Origin of the sequence: Streptomyces sp. NPDC090088 (assembly GCF_044747345.1) — a bacterium.
In the GTDB taxonomy this organism is placed as follows: Bacteria; Actinomycetota; Actinomycetes; order Streptomycetales; family Streptomycetaceae; genus Streptomyces.
In genome coordinates, this window is the sequence record NZ_JBIVDZ010000004.1 from 858088 (window position 1) to 876549 (window position 18462).

The following is an 18462-nucleotide window of genomic DNA, read 5'->3' on the forward strand; positions in this document are numbered from 1 at the left end:
CTGAACGCATCCTGACTGCCGTGGTCCCGACCCCCTACAATCCAGTTGAAGACTTCTTCAATTGGTCAGTTGCCACATTCCCTGACTCCCGTCCATCGCCCGGAGGTTCCCGTGAACGAGGTCACCGAGGCGCTGCTGGCTCGGGTGCGCGCGGCACGTGCCGCTCTGGCGGCGGCCCTGAGTGCCGCGGACGCGTACGCGGTGGCGGTAGCGGAGGACGAGCTGGACGACGCGATACGGCTGGCGCGGCGGCACGGGGTGGACACCGAGGCGACGGGGACGGACGAGGGGTGATCGGGATGCCGGTTCCGCTGTACGAGGCGAAGGCCGAGTTCTTCCGGATGCTCGGGCACCCGGTGCGCATCCGTGTGCTCGAACTGCTGCAGGACGGACCCAAGCCAGTGCGCGAGCTGCTCGCGGCGATCGAGGTCGAGCCGTCGAGCCTGTCCCAGCAGCTCGCGGTGTTGCGCCGCTCCGGGATCGTGACCGCGACCCGTACCGGTTCGACGGTGGTGTACGAGCTGGCCGGCGGCGATGTGGCCGAGCTGCTCGCCGCGGCGCGGCGGATCCTGGCCAACCTGCTGAGCGGCCGGCAGGGCCTCCTGGAGGAACTGCGGGAGACGCAGGCTTCGCGGTGACCGAGGGCGGGTCCGCACGGAAGGGCCGAAATGCTGACGGCGGTCGCTAGGACGACGGCTTCGCCTCCGACTGGGCCTCTCTCAGGTCGGCGAGCAGCTCCGCCTGTCCCGCCAGCACACCCGACAGGATCGAGCGCGCCACCCGCAGCAGTTCCGCCAGCTCCGGGCTGGCCAGCGAGTAGTACACGTTGGACCCCTCCTTGCGGGTCCGCACCAGGTTCGCCCGCCGCAGCACGGCCAGTTGCTGCGAGAGGTGCGCCGCCTCGATGCCCACCTCGGGGAGCATCTCCGCGACCGCGTGCTCGCGCTCGCTCAGCAGTTCCAGGACCCTGATGCGGGCCGGGTGTCCGAGGGTTTTGAAGAACTCGGCCTTCAGCTGGTACAGCGGCGTGCTCACCTGGCCTCGGTGCATCGCGTCCACCTCCTCCGGTGACGACCTCAGTAATTGCCAATGTTAGCAATTACTGAGGTCATTCGAGGAGGGACGACGGGATGCCGGGGTCGTCGGGGGCGGCGCGACGCGGGTCGGAGGTCATGTCGACGGTCGGGGTGAGGCACTTCCCTGTGCGGGCCGCGGGGCCTCCTCGCCGGAGGTTCGGGGCGTGCGGGCGGGCAGGAGGCCGGCCGTCTCCAGGTGCTCGCGGGCGGCCCGGATCGCGTCGGGGGTGGTGGGGTACTCCCGGCCCTCGCGGGACAGCAGGTCGAGCGCGCCGAGGGAGTCGAGGACCCGGCGCTGGCCGGGCCGGATGCCGGAGGCCAGCACGAGGATGCCGCGCCGGTGCAGCTTGTCCACCGCGTCCTTGAGCACGAGGGCGCCGGTGGCGTCCATGGTCGACACCCGGGACATGCGCAGGACGACGACGCGGACGTCGGCGACCTCGGTGAGTTCCAGCAGGAAGCGGTGGGCGGCGGCGAAGAACAGCGGTCCGTCGATGCGGTACGCCACGATGTGCTCGGCCAGCAGCGCGTGCTCCTCCGCGCTGTGATCGCCCCGGTCGAGCGGCACCTGGTCGAAACGGGCCTGCTTGGCCACGGCCCGCAGGGCGAGGGCGCCCGCGACGACGAGCCCGATGATCACCGCGTACACGAGGTCCAGGGCCAGCGTCGCCATCGCGGTCAGGACGAGGATGAGGGCGTCCGAGCGGGTGGCCCTGGCCATGGCCTTCAGCGAGCCGACCTCCACCATGCGGATCGCGGTGGCCAGCAGGACACCGGCGAGGGCGGCCAGCGGGATCCGGGAGACGACGGGCGCCGCCGCGAAGACGATCGCGGCGAGGACGGCGGCATGGGCGAGGGCGGCGAGCCGGGAGCTCGCGCCGGTGCGGACGTTGACCGCGGTGCGGGCGATCGCGCCGGTGGCCGGGACCCCGCCGAACAGCGGGGCGGCGATGTTCGCGAGGCCCTGGCCGAACAACTCCCGGTCGGGGTCGTGCCGTTGCCCGACCGTCATGCCGTCGGCGACCGAGGCGGACAGCAGGGACTCCAGCGCGGCGAGCGCGGCGACCGCCACGGCGGGCGCGAGCAGGGTGCCGAGCGAGCCGGGGTCGAGGAAGGAGAGCGACGGCGCGGGCAGTCCGGCCGGCAGCTCGCCGATCGGCTTCGCCGCGTCCAGGCGGGCCAGCTGGGCCACGACGGTCGCCGCGATCACGGCGACGATCGAGAACGGCACGGCCGGCCGCCACCGCGCCCCGAGCAGCATGACCGCGGCCACCGCGGCCGCGAGTCCGGCCGCCGTCCAGTTCGGGTGCCGTACGAACTCCTCAAGGGCACGCCAGGCCACCACCAGCACCCGGTCGCCCTCGGGCTTGGGCACACCGAGCGCGTTCGGGATCTGCTGGAGGCCGATCACACAGGCGATGCCGAGGGTGAAGCCCTCGACGACCGGTGCGGGCACGTACCGCATGTACTTCCCGGCCCGCAGCACCGCCAGGCCGACGAGCAGCACGCCCGCCATCAGTCCGACGGTGAGCACGCCGGTCGGCCCGTACCGGCCCACGATCGGCACGAGGACGACGGTCATGGCACCGGTCGGGCCGGACACCTGCAGGTCGGACCCGCCGAACACCGCGGCGACGGCGCCCGCGACCACGGCCGTGGCCAGCCCCGCCTCGGCGCCCAGTCCCGAGGAGACCCCGAAGCCGAGCGCGAGCGGCAGCGCGACGATCGCCACGGTGAGACCGGCGAGCAGGTTCCGGCGCGGGTCGCGGCGGACTCCGGCGAGGTCGGCCGGACCGGGCAGCAGCGAAGCGAACCGGACCCACGCCCGGCCGAATGCGGTGGTCATCGGCCCCTCGGCTTCCCTTACAGGCAAGGCGGTGCCCATGGGCACCTGCAGACACTACGAACACAGCATCTAACCAATTGCGAAATTACGCAATTCCTCATCCCCTGACCACCCGAGGAGGTCGATCTTCAGGAATCTCAGACTTCGCGACGCCACGTATGGGTTGACGATGAAACCCCTGGAATTGTTGACGATATTGTCGGCAACTTATTAGGTTCGCTGCTCGGCAATCCAGTCAAAGGAGACCGGAAATGACACACGCAATGAAGCGCAGGGCCCTCATCAAGGGATTAGCCGCAGCAGTCGTCGCCGTACCGGCGGCCGGAATCACGAGCAGCGCGCACGCGCTGAGCACCACCCCGTCGGCCGCCTCGCTGGCCTTCGACCCCGACGCGTACTCCGAGATCACGACCACGATCTCCACCGACGACGGCGACAAGGAGGTGACGTACCACTTCTGGAGCGCGATCACCTACGTCACCGACCCGGTGGACGAGACCTACCAGAGCCTGACGGTCAGCGTTCCCGTGTCGATCGACGGCACCGCCGTGGACGCCACCGACGCCCCGATCCTCGTCTCCAACTCGATCGGCGGCTACCTCCCCTCCTCGGTGTCGACCAACACGGCCGTGAGCAGCAGCCGGGCGAAGCTGGCGATCGCGGCCGGGTACGTCGCGGTGGAGCCGGGCGCGCGGGGCCGGACCCTGGTGGACTCCGACGGCGACTACTACGGCACCGCGCCCGCGGCGATCGTGGACCTCAAGGCGGCGATCCGGTACGTGCGGTACAACGCGGGCACCATCCCGGGTGACACCGACAAGATCGTCACAGCCGGCACCAGCGCCGGCGGCGCCCTGTCGGCCCTGCTGGGGGCCTCCGGCGGCAGCTCGCTGTACGACGACTACCTCAGCGAACTCGGGGCGGCCGACGCCGACGACGTGATCTACGCGACCGGCGCCTGGTGCCCCATCACCGACCTGGAGAACGCCGACGGCGCCTACGAGTGGAACTGGGGCACCAACGAGACCGGCAGCGGCTCGGAGGTCGACCAGACCGAATCCGCCGAGCTGATCGCCCTGTTCGAGACGTACCAGTCCTCGCTCGGCCTGACGGCGGACGACTACGGCACGATCACCACGGACAACTTCGCCGACTACCTGCTGGCGACCTACCTCGAACCGGCCGCCACCAGCTACCTGACGGACCTGTCGGACTCCGAACGGACCTCCTACCTGTCCTCCAACACGTTCATCACCTGGGACGGTTCGTCGGCCACGTTCACCTGGGCCGACTACCTCGACCATGTGGGGACCCGCACCAAGAGCCTCCCGGCCTTCGACGCCTTCGACCTGTCGGCGGGCGAGAACAACCTGTTCGGCCTCGACACCACCGAGGCCCGGCACTTCACCGACTACGGCCTGGAGCACGACACCTCCGGCAGCGGCGGCACCTCGCTCGACAGCGACATCCCCGCCAAGCTGGAGATGATGAACCCGATGTACTTCATCGGCGAGGGCAACGACGACCGGGCCAAGTACTGGTGGATCCGCACCGGCACCTCGGACAGCGACACCGCGCTCACGATCGTCGGCAACCTGGCCCTGAGCCTGGAGGACCTCGGGGACACCGTCGACGCCGCCATGTACTGGGACGGCGCGCACGGCGCCGACGAGGACCCGGCCGACTTCATCACCTGGATCGGCGAGGTGACCGGCTACACCGGCTGACACCCCGCGGCCGAGGGGGCATCCGCCGCGGCGGATGCCCCCTCGGCGGGTCAGGTGATGCCGAGCTGGAACCATCCGGCCCAGCCGCCGGTCGCGTCCCACCAGGTGCTGTACACGGTTCCGTCCGTGCCGACCGCGAACAGGTCCAGGTGCTCGGTGATCCGGGTCAGTGCCGCGATCTGGCTGCCGGGCTTGGCGACACCGCCGGACACGTTGAACCAGGCGGCCCAGCCGGTGGTGTCGTGCCACCACGTCGAGTAGATCCGGTTGTCGGTGCCGACGACGAACAGGTCCATGTGGTTCGTGTAGCGCACCACGGCGGTGACCGGCGAACCCGCCGAGGCGACGCCCCCGGACACCTGGAACCAGCCCGCCCAGCCGCCGCGCGCGTCCCACCACGTCGACATGATCTTTCCGTCGGAGGCCGTGGTGAACAGGTCCAGATGGTCACGGTGGCGGGAGACGGCCGTGACGGTGGAGTCGGGCCGGCAGCCGATGCCCGGCAGCGGGAACCACGCCGACCAGCCGGTGCGCTCGTCCCACCAGGCGCTGTAGACGCGGTTGTCCGTGCCCACCGTGAAGACGTCGAGGTGGAAGGGGTAGCGGGCCACGGCCGTGACCGTGGCGCCGTTCGCCGCGACCCCGCCGCCGATCTGGAACCAGTCGGCCGCCCAGCCGGTACGCGCGTCCCACCACGTGGACATGGTCCGGCCGTCGGACGCCGTGGTGAACAGGTCCAGGTGGTCGGCGTACCGGCTGACCACGTTGACCGTCGAACCGGGACGCGCGACCAGGCTGCCGACCTGGAACCAGCCCGCCCAGCCGGTCGACCGGTCCCACCAGGTGCTCCAGATCCGGTTGTCGGTGCCGACGACGAACAGGTCGAGGTGACCGGCGTACCGTGCCACCGAGGTGATCGGCGCGCCCGTGCCGCCGGGCGAGGCGAAGCCCCCGGAGACCTGGAACCACCCCGCCCAACCGCTGCTCGCGTCCCACCAGTTGGACATGGTGCGGCCGTCCGCCGCCGCGGCGAAGACGTCGAGGTGCTCGGGGTAGCGGGCGACGACGCTGATCGGCGTGCGGTCGCGGGCCGGAAGCGTCGCGAGCGGGCCGATCCGGTTCCAGATCACCTGCCGGCACACCCGGCAGAACGGGACACCCAACTCACGCATCTTGCACGTGTATTCGGGCCGGTAGGCACCGCAGTGGTAGTAGTGCGCGCCCTCGAAGGCGCCGACGGTCCCGGCGGGCACCGTGCTGGCCCGCGCATCGACCGTCGAGCAGTTCGGGTTGCTCATCGTGGGCAGGGCGGTGCTCGCGGCGACCGCCCAACCCCACTTCAGGGTGGTGCGGTTGGTGTTCAGCGTGACGTTCGGCTCGCCGGGCTCACCCGCCGGATGGTGGTCGTGCCCGGTCTCGTTGCCGCCGGCGTAGTAGGGGTACTCGTCCGCGAGCCCGTACGCCGTGTGTCCGGCCTCGTGGATGGCGATCTCGGTCGCGCCGCTCGCGAGGGAGTACGTGCCGACCGAACCGCCGCTGCCGCCGTAGACCGTGGAGTTGACCACGACGATCGCGGCGGAGAACTCCGGAACCTGGGCCGCGGCCGTCTGGAGCACCGTCGAGCTGTTGCACACCAGCAGCCGCCGGATGCCGTTCGCGCCGAACGTCGAGTCGAAGTAGGTGCGGGCCGTCGCGCCGCTGCCGCCCGCGGTGACCGGGTCGTCGGCGCCCGAGTCGGTGGAGGTGACGTTGACCCGCCAGATGTTGATCGCCGGACCGAGTTCGTCGTAGGGCGCGGTGGCGGTCAGCGCGTTGACGAAGTCCTTGCAGGCGGTGTTGAAGTCGGTCTGCTGCGCGGCGGTGAATCCGTCGCCCAGCAGGACGATGGTGAAGGCCCGGTTGCGCGGCGCGGATCCGAAGATCTGGGTACGGCCCTGGACCGTCCCGTCGGACGTGGTCATCCCGGCCCCCTACCGCTCGAGCCGGAAGGTGGCGAGGTCGACGTCCTCCGTCGCCCCGGGAGGCGGACTGGTCGCGCCTCCGGGAGCCAGCCGGGCGTCGGGGGCCGCCGGTGCGGCGCGGACCACGGCGACCTGGACGGCCTCGTCCGGTGCGGGAAGCAGCACGGTGAAGGCACCGCGCGCCTCCACGTCGACCCGGGTGATGGGCTGCGAGTGGTCCTCCGGGAAGACCTCCGCGCTCTCCCGGAAGGCGCCGCGCGCGGGAACCCGGGCGAGGCGCTGCCCCTTCTCGTCCCGCGTCTCCACGAAATTGCCGGGCCGTACCTCGGGATGGGCGTCGAAGCCGCTGATGACCGCGTCGACCGGCTGCTGGGAGACGAGGGTCACCGAGTCGCCCTCGTACTCGAAGATCAGCCGCACGGCTCGGGCGGTGGGTGTCTGTTGCGGGCCTGCCATGACGATTCCTCCCCCGGAGACTGTGATGTCCGGAGATGTTCCCGGTCGACGAAGGACCCGGCAAGGCCGACGCGCAGGCGCGGCAAGGAACTCGCATCCGAGCGCCCTGTCCCGTCTAACCGGGGCTCACACAACGGGCCCAGCGCATCCGGCAGGCGTGCGGGACGGACGGTGGAACCGCGAGGCCGGAGTCCTTCAACAGGGTAGGCCCGGCCGATCAGGCCCGCCCGCCGGTACCGCGGCCGGGCGGGACACCTCCCGGCGATCCGTCAGCCGCGCGCCTCCCGCGGCGCGGGCACCGCCGCGAGCGGCTCGCCGCGCCCCAGCCAGGGCCGGGCCAGGCCCACGAGCGCCAGCCCGGCCCCCACCAGCGCGATCAGCATGACGGCCGCCATCGGCAGGGAGCTGTCCTCGCCGAACACCCCCACCAGGGGTGCGGCCAGGGCCCCGAAGAGGAACTGGAAACCGCCGAGGAGCGCGGAGGCCGCGCCCGGTGCCGTACGGCCCACCGCCTGGCCGATGCTCATCGCGCTCGGGAAGACCAGGCCGATACCGCCGGCGGTCACGAACAGGGTGGCCCAGGTGCCCGCGAGGGTCTCGCCCGCGGTCGTCACCAGCAGCACCTGCGCCAGCGCGCCCAGCAGGGCGGTGCCGACCCCGGCCGAGAGCAGGGTGTTGAGGCGGACGCCCCGGCCGGCCAGGCGGGCGAAGGCCGCACCGGCGGCCAGCATGGCGACGGCGTTGGTGGCGAAGATGAGGGAGTACGTCGTCGAGGAGACTCCGTGGAGGTTCTCGAAGACGAAGCTGGAGCCGCTGATGTAGGTGAACAGCGCGGCCGAGACGAGGGCGACGACCAGGACGTATCCCATGAAGGTGCGGTCGGCGAGCAGGGTGCCCATGGCCCGGAAGCTGCCGCCGAGCCCGCCGCCGTGCCGTCGCTCGGGCGGCAGCGACTCGGGCACCGCCCGCACCACGGCGAGCAGGAGCAGCACCCCGAGCACGGCCAGCACGGCGAACACCGTCCGCCAGGTGGAGACGGACAGCACGGCCCCGCCGAGCACCGGTGCGGCGACCGGTGCCACGCCGATCACCTGGGAGAGCACCGCGAAGTAGCGGGGCAGCTCGGGTCCGTGGAAGCGGTCGGTGAGGACGGCCCTGGCCAGCACCATGCCCGCCGCACCGGCCACGCCCTGCAGGAAGCGGGCGCCGGTCAGGGCGGCGATGTCCGGAGCGGCGGCGCAGGCGACGGAGAAGAGGACGAACCCGGCCGCCCCGGCGGTCAGCAGCCGGCGCCGGCCGAGCCCGTCGCTGAGCGGACCGATGACCAGCTGGCCGACGACGAGTCCGGCGAGGAACGCCGTCATCGTCAGCTGCACGGCCGAGCTGCTCGCGCCGAGCGCCTCCCCCAGCGCGGGGAAGCCGGGGACGTACATGTCCGTCGCGAGCGGGGCGACGGCGGTCAGCGCGCCGAGCACGGCGATGAGAGCGGTGGCCGTGCGGCCCGAAGGCGCAGGTCCGGCGGTGTCGGGGACGGCGTCGGCGCGGTTGCGCGAGGATGGCGGAGCTACCATGAAAATAAAGGTAACCGATAGTTCACTAGCTAACAAATACGCCGAACGAGAAGACGAGCCGCATGCCCTCCCCCGCCTCCGCCAGCCCCTCGGCCTCCGACGTCGGCACCCTGTGGGCCGCCCACAACCCGGGCCTGGACACCAGCCCCATGGAGCTGGTCGGCCTGCTCAAGCACGCCACCGGCCTGCTCAACCGCGCCGTGGAACACCTCTACGCCGGCGCCGCCCTCACCTCGCCCGAGGTCGACATGCTGATCCCGCTCCGGCACGCGACCGAGCCGTTCATCGCCCGCAGCCTCGCCGAGCGGCTGGGCCTGTCCCGGGCCGGTGTCAGCAAGACCCTCGGCAAGCTGGAGAAACGCGGCTTCATCACCCGTACCCCCAACCCGGCCGACCGGCGCGCCGCCCTGGTCACCATCACCGAGGCCGGCGCGGCGGCGGTCGACGAGCTCTTTCCCCGGCAGCTCTCCGTCGAGGTGGGGCTGCTGGCCGGTCTGGGTGAGGACCGGGAGGGGGTGACCAGGGCGCTGCACCGGCTGGTGGAGGCCATGGAGTCGCGCGTGGGGCAGGGCTGATCCGGACCCCTCCTGTAGGAGCTGTTCCAATTAGAGTGGACACTTCGGAGGCGGCCTGCGCCCAGGCCGCCGAGAACCCCCGAGAGGCACACCAGAGATGACCGGGCCGCAGACGGCACGCAGGAAGCGGGCGAACGGGGTGGAGTCGCGCCGGCGCATCCTCGACGCCACGGTGGAGATCGCCGGCGAGCGCGGCTACGACGGCACCTCGATCGCGGCCGTCAGCGCCAAGTGCGGGCTGCCCGCCAGTTCGATCTACTGGCACTTCAAGGACAAGGACGACCTGATCGCCGCCGTCATCGAGCGCAGCTTCGAGACCTGGCTCGCGGCCGTCACGCTGCCGGGCGAGGAGGCCGGGACCCCGCAGGACCGGGTCGCCCTGATGGCGGCGAACGTGGCCAGGTCCCTCGTCGCCGAGCCGGACTTCCTGCGGCTCGGCCTGATGCTCGCGCTGGAGCGCCGGCCCGCCGAGCCCCGCGGCCGTACGGTCTTCCTCCAGGTCCGCGCGGTCGCCCAGGAGCGGGTCGCCGAGGTCGTCGCCGACCTCTTCCCCACCCTGGCCGAGGACGACGTGCAGACCCTGACCACCTACGCGGTGGCCGGCGCCGACGGCCTGTTCGTGCACCGGGAGGTCAACGGCGACTCCGTCGACCTGGTGACCCTGTTCGAACTGCACGCCCGGCTCATCTACGACGCCGCCGCCCGGCTGGCTCCGCCCGCGGGGTACTGACGGCCGTCACACCGCCGCGCCCCGCTCGCGACCCGCCGCCCGGTCAGGAGGCGGTGTCGCCGTGGGCGACGGTGACGACGATCTTGCCGACCTGCTCGTTGGCCGCCAAGTAGCGGTGCGCCTCGACGATGTCCGTGAGGTCGAAGGTGCGGTCGACGACCGGGGTGAAGGCGCCGGAGCCGAGCCCCGCGTTGACGAAGGCGACCGCGCGGCGCAGGCGCTCGGGGTCCGTGGTGATCTCGAAGAGGGTGTACGTGCTGCTGTTCAGCGCCGGGAAGGACTGGGCGTTGGGCAGCGGGGTGGGGCGCGGGTCGAGGGCGCCGTAGACCACCAGGAAGCCGCCCGGGGCGATGCCCTGGGCGAGGGTCTCCACGCCGGGTCCCGCGACCGGGTCGAAGGCCAGCCGGACGCCCTCGCCGCCGGTGATCTCCTTGAGGCGGGCGGGCAGGTCCTCCTCGTCGGTGACGATCACCTCGGCGGCGCCCGCGTCCAGCAGGCGCCGCTTCTTGCCGGGGCCGCGCGTGGTGGCGATCGGGATCGCGCCGATGTGGCGGGCGATCTGGATGGCGGCGAGTCCGACGCTGCTGGAGGCGGCCGTGATCAGGACGTGGTCGCCGGGCCGCACCCGGCCGCTCTCGACGAGCGGGCCGTACGCGGTGACGTAGGCCATCCACACGGCCGCCGCAAGGACCGGGTCGACCTCCGCGGGGCGGGGCACGACCGCCGAGGCGGGGACGAGGACCCGGTCGCCGTAGGTGCCGTAGTCGGTCTGCAGGAACTGCGGTACGACCGCGACCGGATCGCCCTCGGCGAGACCCGTCACGCCCCGGCCGACGGCCTCGACGACGCCGGCGGCCTCGTAGCCGAGCAGGGAGGGGAAGACCGGCTCGTAGAAGTAGCCGCCCTCGCGGAACATGATCTCGGCGCGGTTCAGGCCGATGGCGTCGACGCGGATCCGGACCTCGCCCGCGCCGGGCGCGCCGACCTCGACATCGCGGAGGGTCAGGACCTCGGGGCCACCGGTCCGGTCGAACTGTACGACTCGTGCCATGGTGCATCCGTCCTCAAAGCAGGGATCTGCGACGATCCGGGAGAAACACACCGAATACGCTCGGTGGTGGCACCCACCCTGCCCCAAAGTTCGATGACCGTCAAATTTCGAGCATCATCGAAATAGATGCCCGTCCTCCCGCTCAGACCGCGCTCACCTCTTCCTCCGCGGCCGAGGCGGCCAGCACGGCCGGCAGCAGGCCGGGGAACCGCTCTTCCAGCTCGTCGGCGCGGAGGGTGTTCATCTTGGTCGTCCCGACGTAGTACTGCCGGATCACACCGGCCTCGCGCAGCACGTTGAAGTGGTGCGTCAGGGTGGAGTTCGACACCGGCGCGTCGAACGTCCCGCAGCTCATGTCCTCCCCGGCGCGGGAGAGCTGCGCCGTCACCCGCCGCCGTACCGGATCCACCAGCGCCTCCAGCACCTGCTGGAGCGAGACCTCCGACAGCTCGGGGTGCTCCACGGTGCGGGTACTGGTGCGGGGGCGGGCCACGGTGACTCCTCGGGGCGGCTCATGGACGGTCACGTCATAGTACGACCGTCATCGAAACCACCACCGGCCCCAAGATCATTCCCGGCGGCGCGGTCGGTCAGGTCACCCGAGCCGGAAGTCCGTCATGCCGAAGCGGTGGCCGTTGACCTGGAGCTGCAGGGCGTGTGTCCCCGGGTAGTAGACGCGCGTGGTGACGGGGCGGAAGGAATGGCTGCGCGTCACGTCGGCGGAGGCGCCGGGGGCCAGTTCGCGCTTGGCGAGCTTGAACACCTTGGGCGCCAGTTTCCCGTTCGCCTTGAGGTGGTGGACGACGTAGTCGACGGCCAGGGAGACCGGCCGGTCCGAGACGTTCGTGATGCGCCCGGTGAAGACGAGGTCGCCGCCCATCGGGACGTCGGTCTCCGTCAGCAGCGGCCCCACCACCTCCAGGTCCTCCGGGCCGCCGTGGAAGCCGACCAGCTCCAGGGCGGCCGGCTCGCCCTGCTTGACGAGGGTGCGCATAGCGTGCCGCACCAGGGCCGGGGTGGTCGGCTCCGGGTCCCGCAGCCAGCGCGCGGCGGTCGCGGCGGCCAGTGCGGCGTCCAGGCGGGAGATGTCGTTGAGGTGGTTCGCCACCGATCGGCGTACGTCCTGCGAGGGGTCGGTGTGCAGTCGGTCCAGCACCGGGACCGTGACTCCGGGGTTGCGGTTCAGCTCGGGGACCTGCCGGGCCCAGGGGAGTCTGGGGCGGCTGCCCTCGGTCGCCAGCCGCCGGACGGCCGGGTCCGGGGACTCGGTCCAGGCGAGCGCCGTCGCGAGGGTGCGGTCCAGGTCCGCGTTGAGGAAGGTGCGGAGCGCGAACTCGCCGGTCAGGCGGGGTGTGAGCCGGGCGAGCAGGTCCAGCCCGTCGTCGAAGTGCCCGCGGGTGCCGGACGCGGTGGCACCGGTGGCCACGGCCTCGGTGACCGGCCAGATCATCCAGCCCGCCAGATCGGCACGGGCCAGGGCCTGCCGTACCGACCGGGCCAACAGCTCGTAGTCCTGGCCGCAGTCGGCGAGGAGGGCGTCGCCGACCGTCCGCGCCCGCTCGCTGAGGCCCAGCGGGCCGAGGACGGCCACGCTGTCCGCGACGGTCTGCCAGCGTGACGCTCCGGGAGCGGCCTCCCGGAGGACGACGGCCAGACGGCGGATGCTGTCCGGACTGATCAGCTCGTCGGCGGTGGGCACGGTTCCTCCAGGAAGCGCTGGTCCGGCGGGGTCGGGCGGCCGGTCTTGTCGTACTCGCCGTCGAACTCGACGGCGACGATGACGCCACCGTAGTGCGGTCGCAGCTCGGCAGGTCGGGAGGGTGCGATGCCCAGCAGGTGGTGAGGGACGCGCGCACCGGCAGCGCGGTACGCGGTACGCCGGACAACTCCGTTGCCCCGGTGGGCAGTCGGCACTAGGGTCGGTCGGGTGACTGCCGGGTCGGCCATGGGCCACGCACGAGTGAGGTTCCCGGCCTCGGCGTGAGCACGAGGCGGGCCAGGGGCCCGCCGTTCCCTCCGCGTCCTCGCCCCGGCGCCCGAAGCGGCGCCCTCCTCCCGCGCATCCCGAGACCGGAGACACCCTTGCCCTCTGCTCAGTCACACCTGCCCGCATCCGAGCGGCCGCCGGCCGCCGTCCGGCTGGACCACACCAACATCTACGCCACCGACCGGCACCGGTCGGCCGGGTTCCTCGCCGCCGTCCTGGGCCTGCGGGTCGGCACCCCGTTCGGGCCCTTCCTCCCCGTCGACCTCGGCAACGGCGTCACGCTCGACTACTACGAGAAGCGGGACGAGCCGATCCAGTCCCAGCACTACGCCTTCCTCGTGCCCGAGGAGGGGTTCGACGGGATGATCGCCCGGCTGGAGGCGGCCGGCGTCACCTACTACGCGGACCCCCACCACACCGAACCCGGCCGCACCAACGGCCTGTTCGGCGGTCGGGGCGCCTACTTCGAGGACCCCGACGGCCACAACATGGAGATCATGACCCGGCCCTAGGTCCGCCCCTAGCGGTTCCCCGGCGGCGCTTGCGCGCGTCAGAGGTTGATCATGTGTCCGGCGAGTCCGTGCAGGGCGTCCTGGACCGCCTCGCTCAGGGTCGGATGGGCGTGGACGTTCCTGGCGAGTTCGTACGCCGTGAGATCCCACTGCTGCGCCAGCGTCAGCTCGGGGAGCAGTTCGGTCACGTCCGGTCCGATCATGTGGCCGCCGATCAGCTCGCCGTGCCGCGCGTCGCTGAGGAGTTTCACGAAGCCGACGGTGTCGCCGAGGCCGTGCGCCTTGGCGTTGGCCGTGAAAGGGAACTTCGCGACGCGGACGTCGAAGCCCTGGGCGCGCGCCTCGGCCTCGGTCCAGCCGAAGCTGGCGATCTGGGGCTGGCAGAACGTGGCACGCGGGATCATCCGGTAGTCGAGTTCCATGGTCTCCGCGCCCGCGATGGACTCGGCGGCGACGATGCCCATCGCCTCGGCGGTGTGCGCGAGCATCAGCTTCGCCGTGACATCGCCGATGGCGTAGATGTGCGGCCGGCTGGTGCGGCAGTGCCCGTCGACGTCGATGGCGCCGCGTTCGGTGAGCCGGACCCCGGTGCTGCTGAGCCCGTAACCGGCGGTGCGCGGCTGGAAGCCGGTGGCCTGCAGGATCTTCTCCGCCTCCAGCACCTGCTCGGTGCCGCCCTGCCGGACGGTGACGCGGACGTTGTCCGGGGTCTCCTCGATGGACTGCACGGCGGTGGAGGTCAGGATCCTGATGCCCTGGCGCTTGAAGCGCCGGGTGAGTTCGGCCGAGACCTCCTCGTCCTCCAGTGGTGCGATCCGGTCCAGGAACTCCACGAGGGTGACGTCGACACCGTACGACCGCAGCAGATAGGCGAACTCGACGCCGATGGCGCCCGCGCCGGCGATGACCAGGCTCGCCGGGAGGCTGTCGGAGAGGATCTGCTCCTCGTAGGTGACCACGCGCCGGCCCAGGGTCGTCCCCGGCAGCAGCTTCACCGTGGAGCCGGTCGCGATGATGCAGGAGCGGAAGGAGAGCGTCGTCTCGCCGTCCCGCATGCGCACCTGCAGGGTGTTCGGGTCGAGGAAGGTGCCCTGCCCCTCGAACTGCTCGATCTTGTTCTTGCGCATGAGATAGCCGACGCCCTTGACGCGTCCGTCGGCCACCACCCGGCTGCGCTCGTAGGCGGCACGGTAGTCCAGGCTCACCTCCCCGCTGATCTTCACGCCGAACTTCTCCGCGTCGTGCAGGATCAGCTGGGCCACCTCGGCGTTGCGCAGCAGTGCCTTCGCCGGGATGCAGCCGATGTTCAGGCAGACACCGCCCCAGAAGCGGCCCTCCACGATGGCGGTGCGCAGGCCCAGCTGGGCGGCGCGGACCGCGGCCACGTAGCCGCCCGGCCCGGCGCCCAGGACGACGACGTCGAAATCGGTGTGCATGTCTCCACCTCACCGTGGTGTCGGGTCGATCTGCTCACTCCACCGTCGCACGATCAGGCGGTCGGGTAGAGGAGATCCAGCGGCCCGGACAGCGCGGCCCGCACCCGGCGGGCCGTCTCGTCGACGAGCACCTCCGGCTCGTCGTGCTCGATCGCGTCCATGGTCCGCGCGGCCACCTCGGCGGGGTCCGTCTTCGGCTCGTCGACCCGCACGGTGGCGTCGGTCTCCACCCAGCCGACGTGCACCCCGACCACCAGCGTGCCCTGCTCCCGCAGGGCGACCCGCAGTGCGTTGGTCAGCGACCACTGCGCCGACTTGGACGCGGCGTAGCTGGGGAACCGCTCGGTGGAGCGCCACGACGCCACGGACAGCATGTTCACCAGGGCGCCGCCGCCATGGGCGGCGAGTACCGGCGCGAAGGCCCGCGAGACGGCCCAAGTGCCCAGGTAGTTGACCTCCAGCTCGCGCCGGGCGCCGTCCAGGGGGCCCTCCAGCAGGCCGGGCCCGGCCTGGATGCCCGCGTTGTTGATCACGATGGTCGCGTCGGACGCCGTCCTGGCGGCGGCCGCGACCTGGTCGTGGTCGGTGACGTCGAGACGCAGCGCTGACAGCCCGGGCTCGGCGAAGTCCTCCGGCCGGCGGACGCCCGCGTACACCTTGGCGGCGCCCCGGGCCAGCAGGGCGCGGCAGAACGCCAGCCCGATCCCCCGGTTCGCTCCGGTCACCAGCGCGACCGATCCCTCGATCTTCATCGTCGGACACCTCGTTCCGCGGTTCGCCGCCGTTCTCGGGTTCATGTCCTTCGCCGTACGCCGCCTCCTCGAAGGAACCCCGTCATGACCAGTGAAAGCGCGCCGGGCACCGCTGTCCATGCGTGCCCACCGTCAGCTGGGTTTCATGCCGAGACTCGCTATCGTGAGGACCATGAAACGGACGTCGTTCGCCAAGTGGCCGTGCTCCATCGCACGGACCGTCGATCTGCTGGGTGACCACTGGACTCCGCTGGTGGTGCGGGAAGCGTTCTACGGGATCCGTCGCTTCGACGAGTTCCAGCAGGAACTGGGCATCGCCCGCAACACGTTGACCGACCGGCTGCGCCGGCTGGTGGACGATCGGATCCTGGAGAAGCGGCTGTACGAGGCGGAGCCGCCGCGCTACGACTACGTCCTCACGGAGAAGGGGCGGGACCTGTTCGCGGTGCTCGCCGCGATGTCCGCGTGGGGCGACCGGTGGCTGGCCGGGGAGCAGGGCGTCCCGGTGGTCTTCCATCACGAGGCCTGCGACCACGACACCACGCCCGAGGTCGTCTGCGCCCAGTGCCGGACGCCGTTGCGGTCCGAGGAGACCTCGATGCGGATGGGGCCCGGCTACCCCGAGCGGCTCAAGCTGCGGCCGGACGTGCGACGGCGGTTCGGCACCGACTGAGCGGGGCGCTCCCTCTTGACAAGGTGAGTCTCATATCGCAACTCTGGAGGTCAGATCCCTGACGGCAAGGAGGCCGACCGCCTTGGAGTGGACGGGCGCACGCTACGCGGACAGACCGACGGTCGAGGTACGGACCTGGATCGACGCCCCACCGGCCACGGTGTGGGCCCTGGTCTGCGATATCGAGCTGATGCCGGACATGAGCGAGGAACTCCGGTCCGTCACCTGGCTGGACGGGGCCGCGCGGCCGGCGGTGGGGGCCAGGTTCGTCGGGCGCAGCGAGCACGAGGCGTTCGGCACCTGGGAGACCACCTCCCAGGTGATCGAGTACGTCCCGGAGTCGGTCCTCGCCTGGGCCGTGCAGGACCCCGCCGAGCCCTCCGCGGTCTGGCGGTTCCGGCTGCGGCCCGAGGACGGCGGGACCGAACTGGCGCAGTGGATGCAGCTGGGGCCGGGGCGCTCGGGGCTGTCGGCGGCGATCGACCGGATGCCGGAGAAGGAGCAGAAGATCGTGTTCGTACGGCTGCGGGAGTTCGAGCGGAGCATCACCGCCACCCTGGCGCAGATCAAGCGGCGGGCGGAGGCGTGATGCGGACGGCCACCACGATCGAGGCCTCGGGCGGCGCACGCTGGTCCCAGCAGGCCGACTTCGTCGTCGAGGCGGAGAAGCTGGGCCTGGACGTCTGCTGGGTCGCCGAGGCCTGGGGCTCGGACGCGCCCTCGGCGCTCGGATATTACGCGGCGCTCACCGACCGGATGCTGCTCGGCTCGGGCGTCATCCAACTGGGCACCCGGACCCCGACGGCCGTGGCCCAGACGGCCATCACGCTCTCCAACCTGTCCGGCGGGCGGTTCCTGCTCGGTCTCGGCGCCTCCGGCCCGCAGGTGATCGAGGGACTGCACGGTGTCCCCTTCGCCCGGCCGCTGCGGCGCATGCGCGAGACGGTGGAGATCGTCCGGCGGGTGGTCGAGGGCGGCCGACTCGCCTACTCCGGCGAGGAGTTCACCCTCCCGCTGCCGGGCGGCGAGGCCGTGCCGATGCGGCTGTCGATGCGCGCCGAGCACGAGATCCCCGTCTACCTGGCCGCCCTCTCCCCCGCGATGCTCCGGCTGACCGGTGCGGTCGCCGACGGCTGGCTGGGCACCAGCTTCGTGCCCGAGGGCGCCGCCGACGCCTACTTCGCCCACCTCGACGAGGGCCTCGCCCGCAGCGGTCGTACCCGCGCGGACCTGGACGTCTGCCAGGGCGCCGAGGTCGCCTTCGCCGCCGACGAGGAGGCGCTCGGCGCGATGGTCGCCGGACGCAGGAAGGAACTGGCCTTCAGCCTCGGCGGGATGGGCTCGGCGTCCACCAACTTCTACAACAACGCCTACAGCCGCCAGGGCTGGGCCGAGGTCGCCGCCGAGGTGCGCGACCGCTGGCAGTCCGGCGACCGCGACGGCGCCGCCGCCCTGGTCACCGACGAGATGGTGCTCGGTACGACGCTGATCGGCACCGAGGCCATGGTGCGCGACCGGCTCGCCGTCTGGCACGACGCGGGCGTGGACACCGTCCGCCTCTACCCGGCCGGAGAGACACCGGAGGAGCGGCTCAACACGCTCGGCCGCGCGATCGAACTGGTCCGCGACCTCGACCGAGCCGACGGCACCTGAGGGTTCCTTCGTTTCCCGGCGCCCGACGGCAGCGCGGGGGCGGGTCGGGTCGGGTCGGGCAGCCGGAGGAAGTTCTGCTCCCGGGGCTCGAAGTACCGCGGCATCGCGGACCTGGGCATGACCACGGCGGCGGCGGTGTCGGTCGGCGTCACCTCGCTCGCGCTGCCGCTCGGCGGCCCCGCTGCGGGCGCGCTGGGGGCGGGGTGAACTCATGACCCGAAATGTCACCACAACCGCGTCGCGCCGACGCGTCCGGACCGGGGCACCCAGGCCGGTCCGAATTCTTCCGCCACCGCCACCGCCAACACCGATCGCCCGGAGGCGCGTTAGAGGTCACGCGGAGCGTCTGTCGCAGAACTCTCGCGGAATTGTCCGTGATTGGTAACGGACGGAGCCGACACCCGCTGCCGCCCGTCCTGACGGGTGCACGAGATCGACAGAACGAGAAGGATCGGG

At 71.7% G+C, this 18462-nt stretch carries 19 protein-coding genes; 9 read left to right on the forward strand and 10 right to left on the reverse strand.

The annotated features are described in order from the left end of the window. Nucleotides 1-111 precede the first annotated feature (111 nt). Together ACIPSJ_RS23730 and ACIPSJ_RS23735 are read left to right on the forward strand one after the other, a co-directional pair. Nucleotides 112-294 carry a hypothetical protein gene (locus ACIPSJ_RS23730; RefSeq protein WP_365678480.1) on the forward strand — a complete coding sequence of 61 codons (183 nt, stop codon included), beginning with the start codon at nucleotides 112-114 and terminating at the stop codon, nucleotides 292-294. 5 nt (nucleotides 295-299) lie between these two features. Beyond that, nucleotides 300-638: an ArsR/SmtB family transcription factor gene (locus ACIPSJ_RS23735; protein WP_401348552.1), complete on the forward strand. Its 339-nt coding sequence runs from the start codon at nucleotides 300-302 to the stop codon at nucleotides 636-638. A gap of 46 nt (nucleotides 639-684) precedes the next feature. Here the strand turns inward: ACIPSJ_RS23735 and ACIPSJ_RS23740 are convergent, their stop codons facing one another. Continuing rightward, nucleotides 685-1035, reverse strand: coding sequence for an ArsR/SmtB family transcription factor (locus ACIPSJ_RS23740; RefSeq protein ID WP_401348683.1), 351 nt, complete (start codon nucleotides 1033-1035; stop codon nucleotides 685-687). Nucleotides 1036-1170: 135 nt separating this feature from the next. Then, a complete protein-coding gene (locus ACIPSJ_RS23745) occupies nucleotides 1171-2922 on the reverse strand; it encodes a SulP family inorganic anion transporter (RefSeq protein ID WP_401348555.1) in 1752 nt (583 codons plus the stop codon). Between the two features lie 251 nt (nucleotides 2923-3173). On the opposite strand from ACIPSJ_RS23745, the gene ACIPSJ_RS23750 reads away from it, so the two are divergent. Next, the gene (locus ACIPSJ_RS23750) at nucleotides 3174-4649 is read left to right on the forward strand and encodes a subtype B tannase (RefSeq protein WP_401348558.1); all 1476 of its coding nucleotides are present in this window, start codon (nucleotides 3174-3176) and stop codon (nucleotides 4647-4649) included. Between the two features lie 50 nt (nucleotides 4650-4699). On the opposite strand, the gene ACIPSJ_RS23755 is transcribed toward ACIPSJ_RS23750, so the two are convergent. From ACIPSJ_RS23755 to ACIPSJ_RS23765, 3 genes are all read right to left on the reverse strand, one after another. Further along, entirely contained in the window at nucleotides 4700-6610 is a 1911-nt protein-coding gene (locus ACIPSJ_RS23755; protein WP_401348561.1) for a M64 family metallopeptidase, read from the reverse strand. Nucleotides 6611-6619: 9 nt separating this feature from the next. Further along, nucleotides 6620-7066, reverse strand: a complete 447-nt coding sequence (locus tag ACIPSJ_RS23760) for a hypothetical protein (protein ID WP_359222749.1) — start codon at nucleotides 7064-7066, stop codon at nucleotides 6620-6622. A 269-nt stretch (nucleotides 7067-7335) separates the two neighbouring features. Continuing rightward, the gene (locus tag ACIPSJ_RS23765; RefSeq protein WP_401348563.1) at nucleotides 7336-8637 is read right to left on the reverse strand and encodes a multidrug effflux MFS transporter; all 1302 of its coding nucleotides are present in this window, start codon (nucleotides 8635-8637) and stop codon (nucleotides 7336-7338) included. A gap of 62 nt (nucleotides 8638-8699) precedes the next feature. Here ACIPSJ_RS23765 and ACIPSJ_RS23770 point away from each other — a divergent pair, with 62 nt between their 5' ends. Continuing rightward, nucleotides 8700-9212 (forward strand): MarR family transcriptional regulator, encoded by a 513-nt coding sequence (locus ACIPSJ_RS23770; protein ID WP_359222751.1) that lies wholly within the window; start codon nucleotides 8700-8702, stop codon nucleotides 9210-9212. Nucleotides 9213-9309: 97 nt separating this feature from the next. Continuing rightward, nucleotides 9310-9942 carry a TetR/AcrR family transcriptional regulator gene (locus ACIPSJ_RS23775; protein WP_401348566.1) on the forward strand — a complete coding sequence of 211 codons (633 nt, stop codon included), beginning with the start codon at nucleotides 9310-9312 and terminating at the stop codon, nucleotides 9940-9942. 43 nt (nucleotides 9943-9985) lie between these two features. Here the strand turns inward: ACIPSJ_RS23775 and ACIPSJ_RS23780 are convergent, their stop codons facing one another. The 3 genes from ACIPSJ_RS23780 to ACIPSJ_RS23790 form a co-directional block, all read right to left on the reverse strand. Beyond that, nucleotides 9986-10993: a zinc-dependent alcohol dehydrogenase family protein gene (locus ACIPSJ_RS23780; RefSeq protein WP_401348569.1), complete on the reverse strand. Its 1008-nt coding sequence runs from the start codon at nucleotides 10991-10993 to the stop codon at nucleotides 9986-9988. Between the two features lie 142 nt (nucleotides 10994-11135). Next, nucleotides 11136-11486, reverse strand: a complete 351-nt coding sequence (locus tag ACIPSJ_RS23785) for an ArsR/SmtB family transcription factor (protein WP_401348571.1) — start codon at nucleotides 11484-11486, stop codon at nucleotides 11136-11138. Between the two features lie 102 nt (nucleotides 11487-11588). Further along, entirely contained in the window at nucleotides 11589-12692 is a 1104-nt protein-coding gene (locus tag ACIPSJ_RS23790; protein ID WP_401348574.1) for a DNA alkylation repair protein, read from the reverse strand. A gap of 383 nt (nucleotides 12693-13075) precedes the next feature. Between ACIPSJ_RS23790 and ACIPSJ_RS23795 the strand changes: the two genes are divergently transcribed. After that, entirely contained in the window at nucleotides 13076-13492 is a 417-nt protein-coding gene (locus ACIPSJ_RS23795; protein ID WP_401348576.1) for a VOC family protein, read from the forward strand. Between the two features lie 38 nt (nucleotides 13493-13530). On the opposite strand, the gene lpdA is transcribed toward ACIPSJ_RS23795, so the two are convergent. Beyond that, entirely contained in the window at nucleotides 13531-14928 is a 1398-nt protein-coding gene (gene lpdA, locus ACIPSJ_RS23800; RefSeq protein WP_359222757.1) for a dihydrolipoyl dehydrogenase, read from the reverse strand. A 53-nt stretch (nucleotides 14929-14981) separates the two neighbouring features. Then, complete coding sequence (locus ACIPSJ_RS23805; protein ID WP_359222758.1) at nucleotides 14982-15680, reverse strand: SDR family oxidoreductase; 699 nt, start codon at nucleotides 15678-15680, stop codon at nucleotides 14982-14984. Nucleotides 15681-15852: 172 nt separating this feature from the next. Here ACIPSJ_RS23805 and ACIPSJ_RS23810 point away from each other — a divergent pair, with 172 nt between their 5' ends. The 3 genes from ACIPSJ_RS23810 to ACIPSJ_RS23820 all read left to right on the forward strand — a co-directional run bounded on the left by ACIPSJ_RS23810 (nucleotide 15853) and on the right by ACIPSJ_RS23820 (nucleotide 18006). Then, a complete protein-coding gene (locus ACIPSJ_RS23810; RefSeq protein ID WP_401348580.1) occupies nucleotides 15853-16353 on the forward strand; it encodes a winged helix-turn-helix transcriptional regulator in 501 nt (166 codons plus the stop codon). An 82-nt stretch (nucleotides 16354-16435) separates the two neighbouring features. Then, nucleotides 16436-16942: an SRPBCC family protein gene (locus tag ACIPSJ_RS23815; protein ID WP_401348582.1), complete on the forward strand. Its 507-nt coding sequence runs from the start codon at nucleotides 16436-16438 to the stop codon at nucleotides 16940-16942. Beyond that, nucleotides 16942-18006, forward strand: a complete 1065-nt coding sequence (locus tag ACIPSJ_RS23820; RefSeq protein ID WP_401348585.1) for an LLM class flavin-dependent oxidoreductase — start codon at nucleotides 16942-16944, stop codon at nucleotides 18004-18006. The genes ACIPSJ_RS23815 and ACIPSJ_RS23820 overlap by 1 nt, the downstream gene beginning before the upstream one ends. Nucleotides 18007-18462: the final 456 nt, after the last annotated feature.

Bases quoted from the DNA above. Each gene is read 5' to 3' on its own strand.
- lpdA (WP_359222757.1), bottom strand. From the start codon at position 14,928: ATGCACACCGATTTCGACGTCGTCGTCCTGGGCGCCGGGCCGGGCGGC.
- ACIPSJ_RS23760 (WP_359222749.1), bottom strand. From the start codon at position 7,066: ATGGCAGGCCCGCAACAGACACCCACCGCCCGAGCCGTGCGGCTGATC.
- ACIPSJ_RS23750 (WP_401348558.1), top strand. From the start codon at position 3,174: ATGACACACGCAATGAAGCGCAGGGCCCTCATCAAGGGATTAGCCGCA.
- ACIPSJ_RS23770 (WP_359222751.1), top strand. From the start codon at position 8,700: ATGCCCTCCCCCGCCTCCGCCAGCCCCTCGGCCTCCGACGTCGGCACC.
- ACIPSJ_RS23745 (WP_401348555.1), bottom strand. From the start codon at position 2,922: ATGACCACCGCATTCGGCCGGGCGTGGGTCCGGTTCGCTTCGCTGCTG.
- ACIPSJ_RS23820 (WP_401348585.1), top strand. From the start codon at position 16,942: ATGCGGACGGCCACCACGATCGAGGCCTCGGGCGGCGCACGCTGGTCC.
- ACIPSJ_RS23775 (WP_401348566.1), top strand. From the start codon at position 9,310: ATGACCGGGCCGCAGACGGCACGCAGGAAGCGGGCGAACGGGGTGGAG.
- ACIPSJ_RS23805 (WP_359222758.1), bottom strand. From the start codon at position 15,680: ATGAAGATCGAGGGATCGGTCGCGCTGGTGACCGGAGCGAACCGGGGG.
- ACIPSJ_RS23810 (WP_401348580.1), top strand. From the start codon at position 15,853: ATGAAACGGACGTCGTTCGCCAAGTGGCCGTGCTCCATCGCACGGACC.
- ACIPSJ_RS23755 (WP_401348561.1), bottom strand. From the start codon at position 6,610: ATGACCACGTCCGACGGGACGGTCCAGGGCCGTACCCAGATCTTCGGA.
- ACIPSJ_RS23780 (WP_401348569.1), bottom strand. From the start codon at position 10,993: ATGGCACGAGTCGTACAGTTCGACCGGACCGGTGGCCCCGAGGTCCTG.
- ACIPSJ_RS23765 (WP_401348563.1), bottom strand. From the start codon at position 8,637: ATGGTAGCTCCGCCATCCTCGCGCAACCGCGCCGACGCCGTCCCCGAC.
- ACIPSJ_RS23735 (WP_401348552.1), top strand. From the start codon at position 300: ATGCCGGTTCCGCTGTACGAGGCGAAGGCCGAGTTCTTCCGGATGCTC.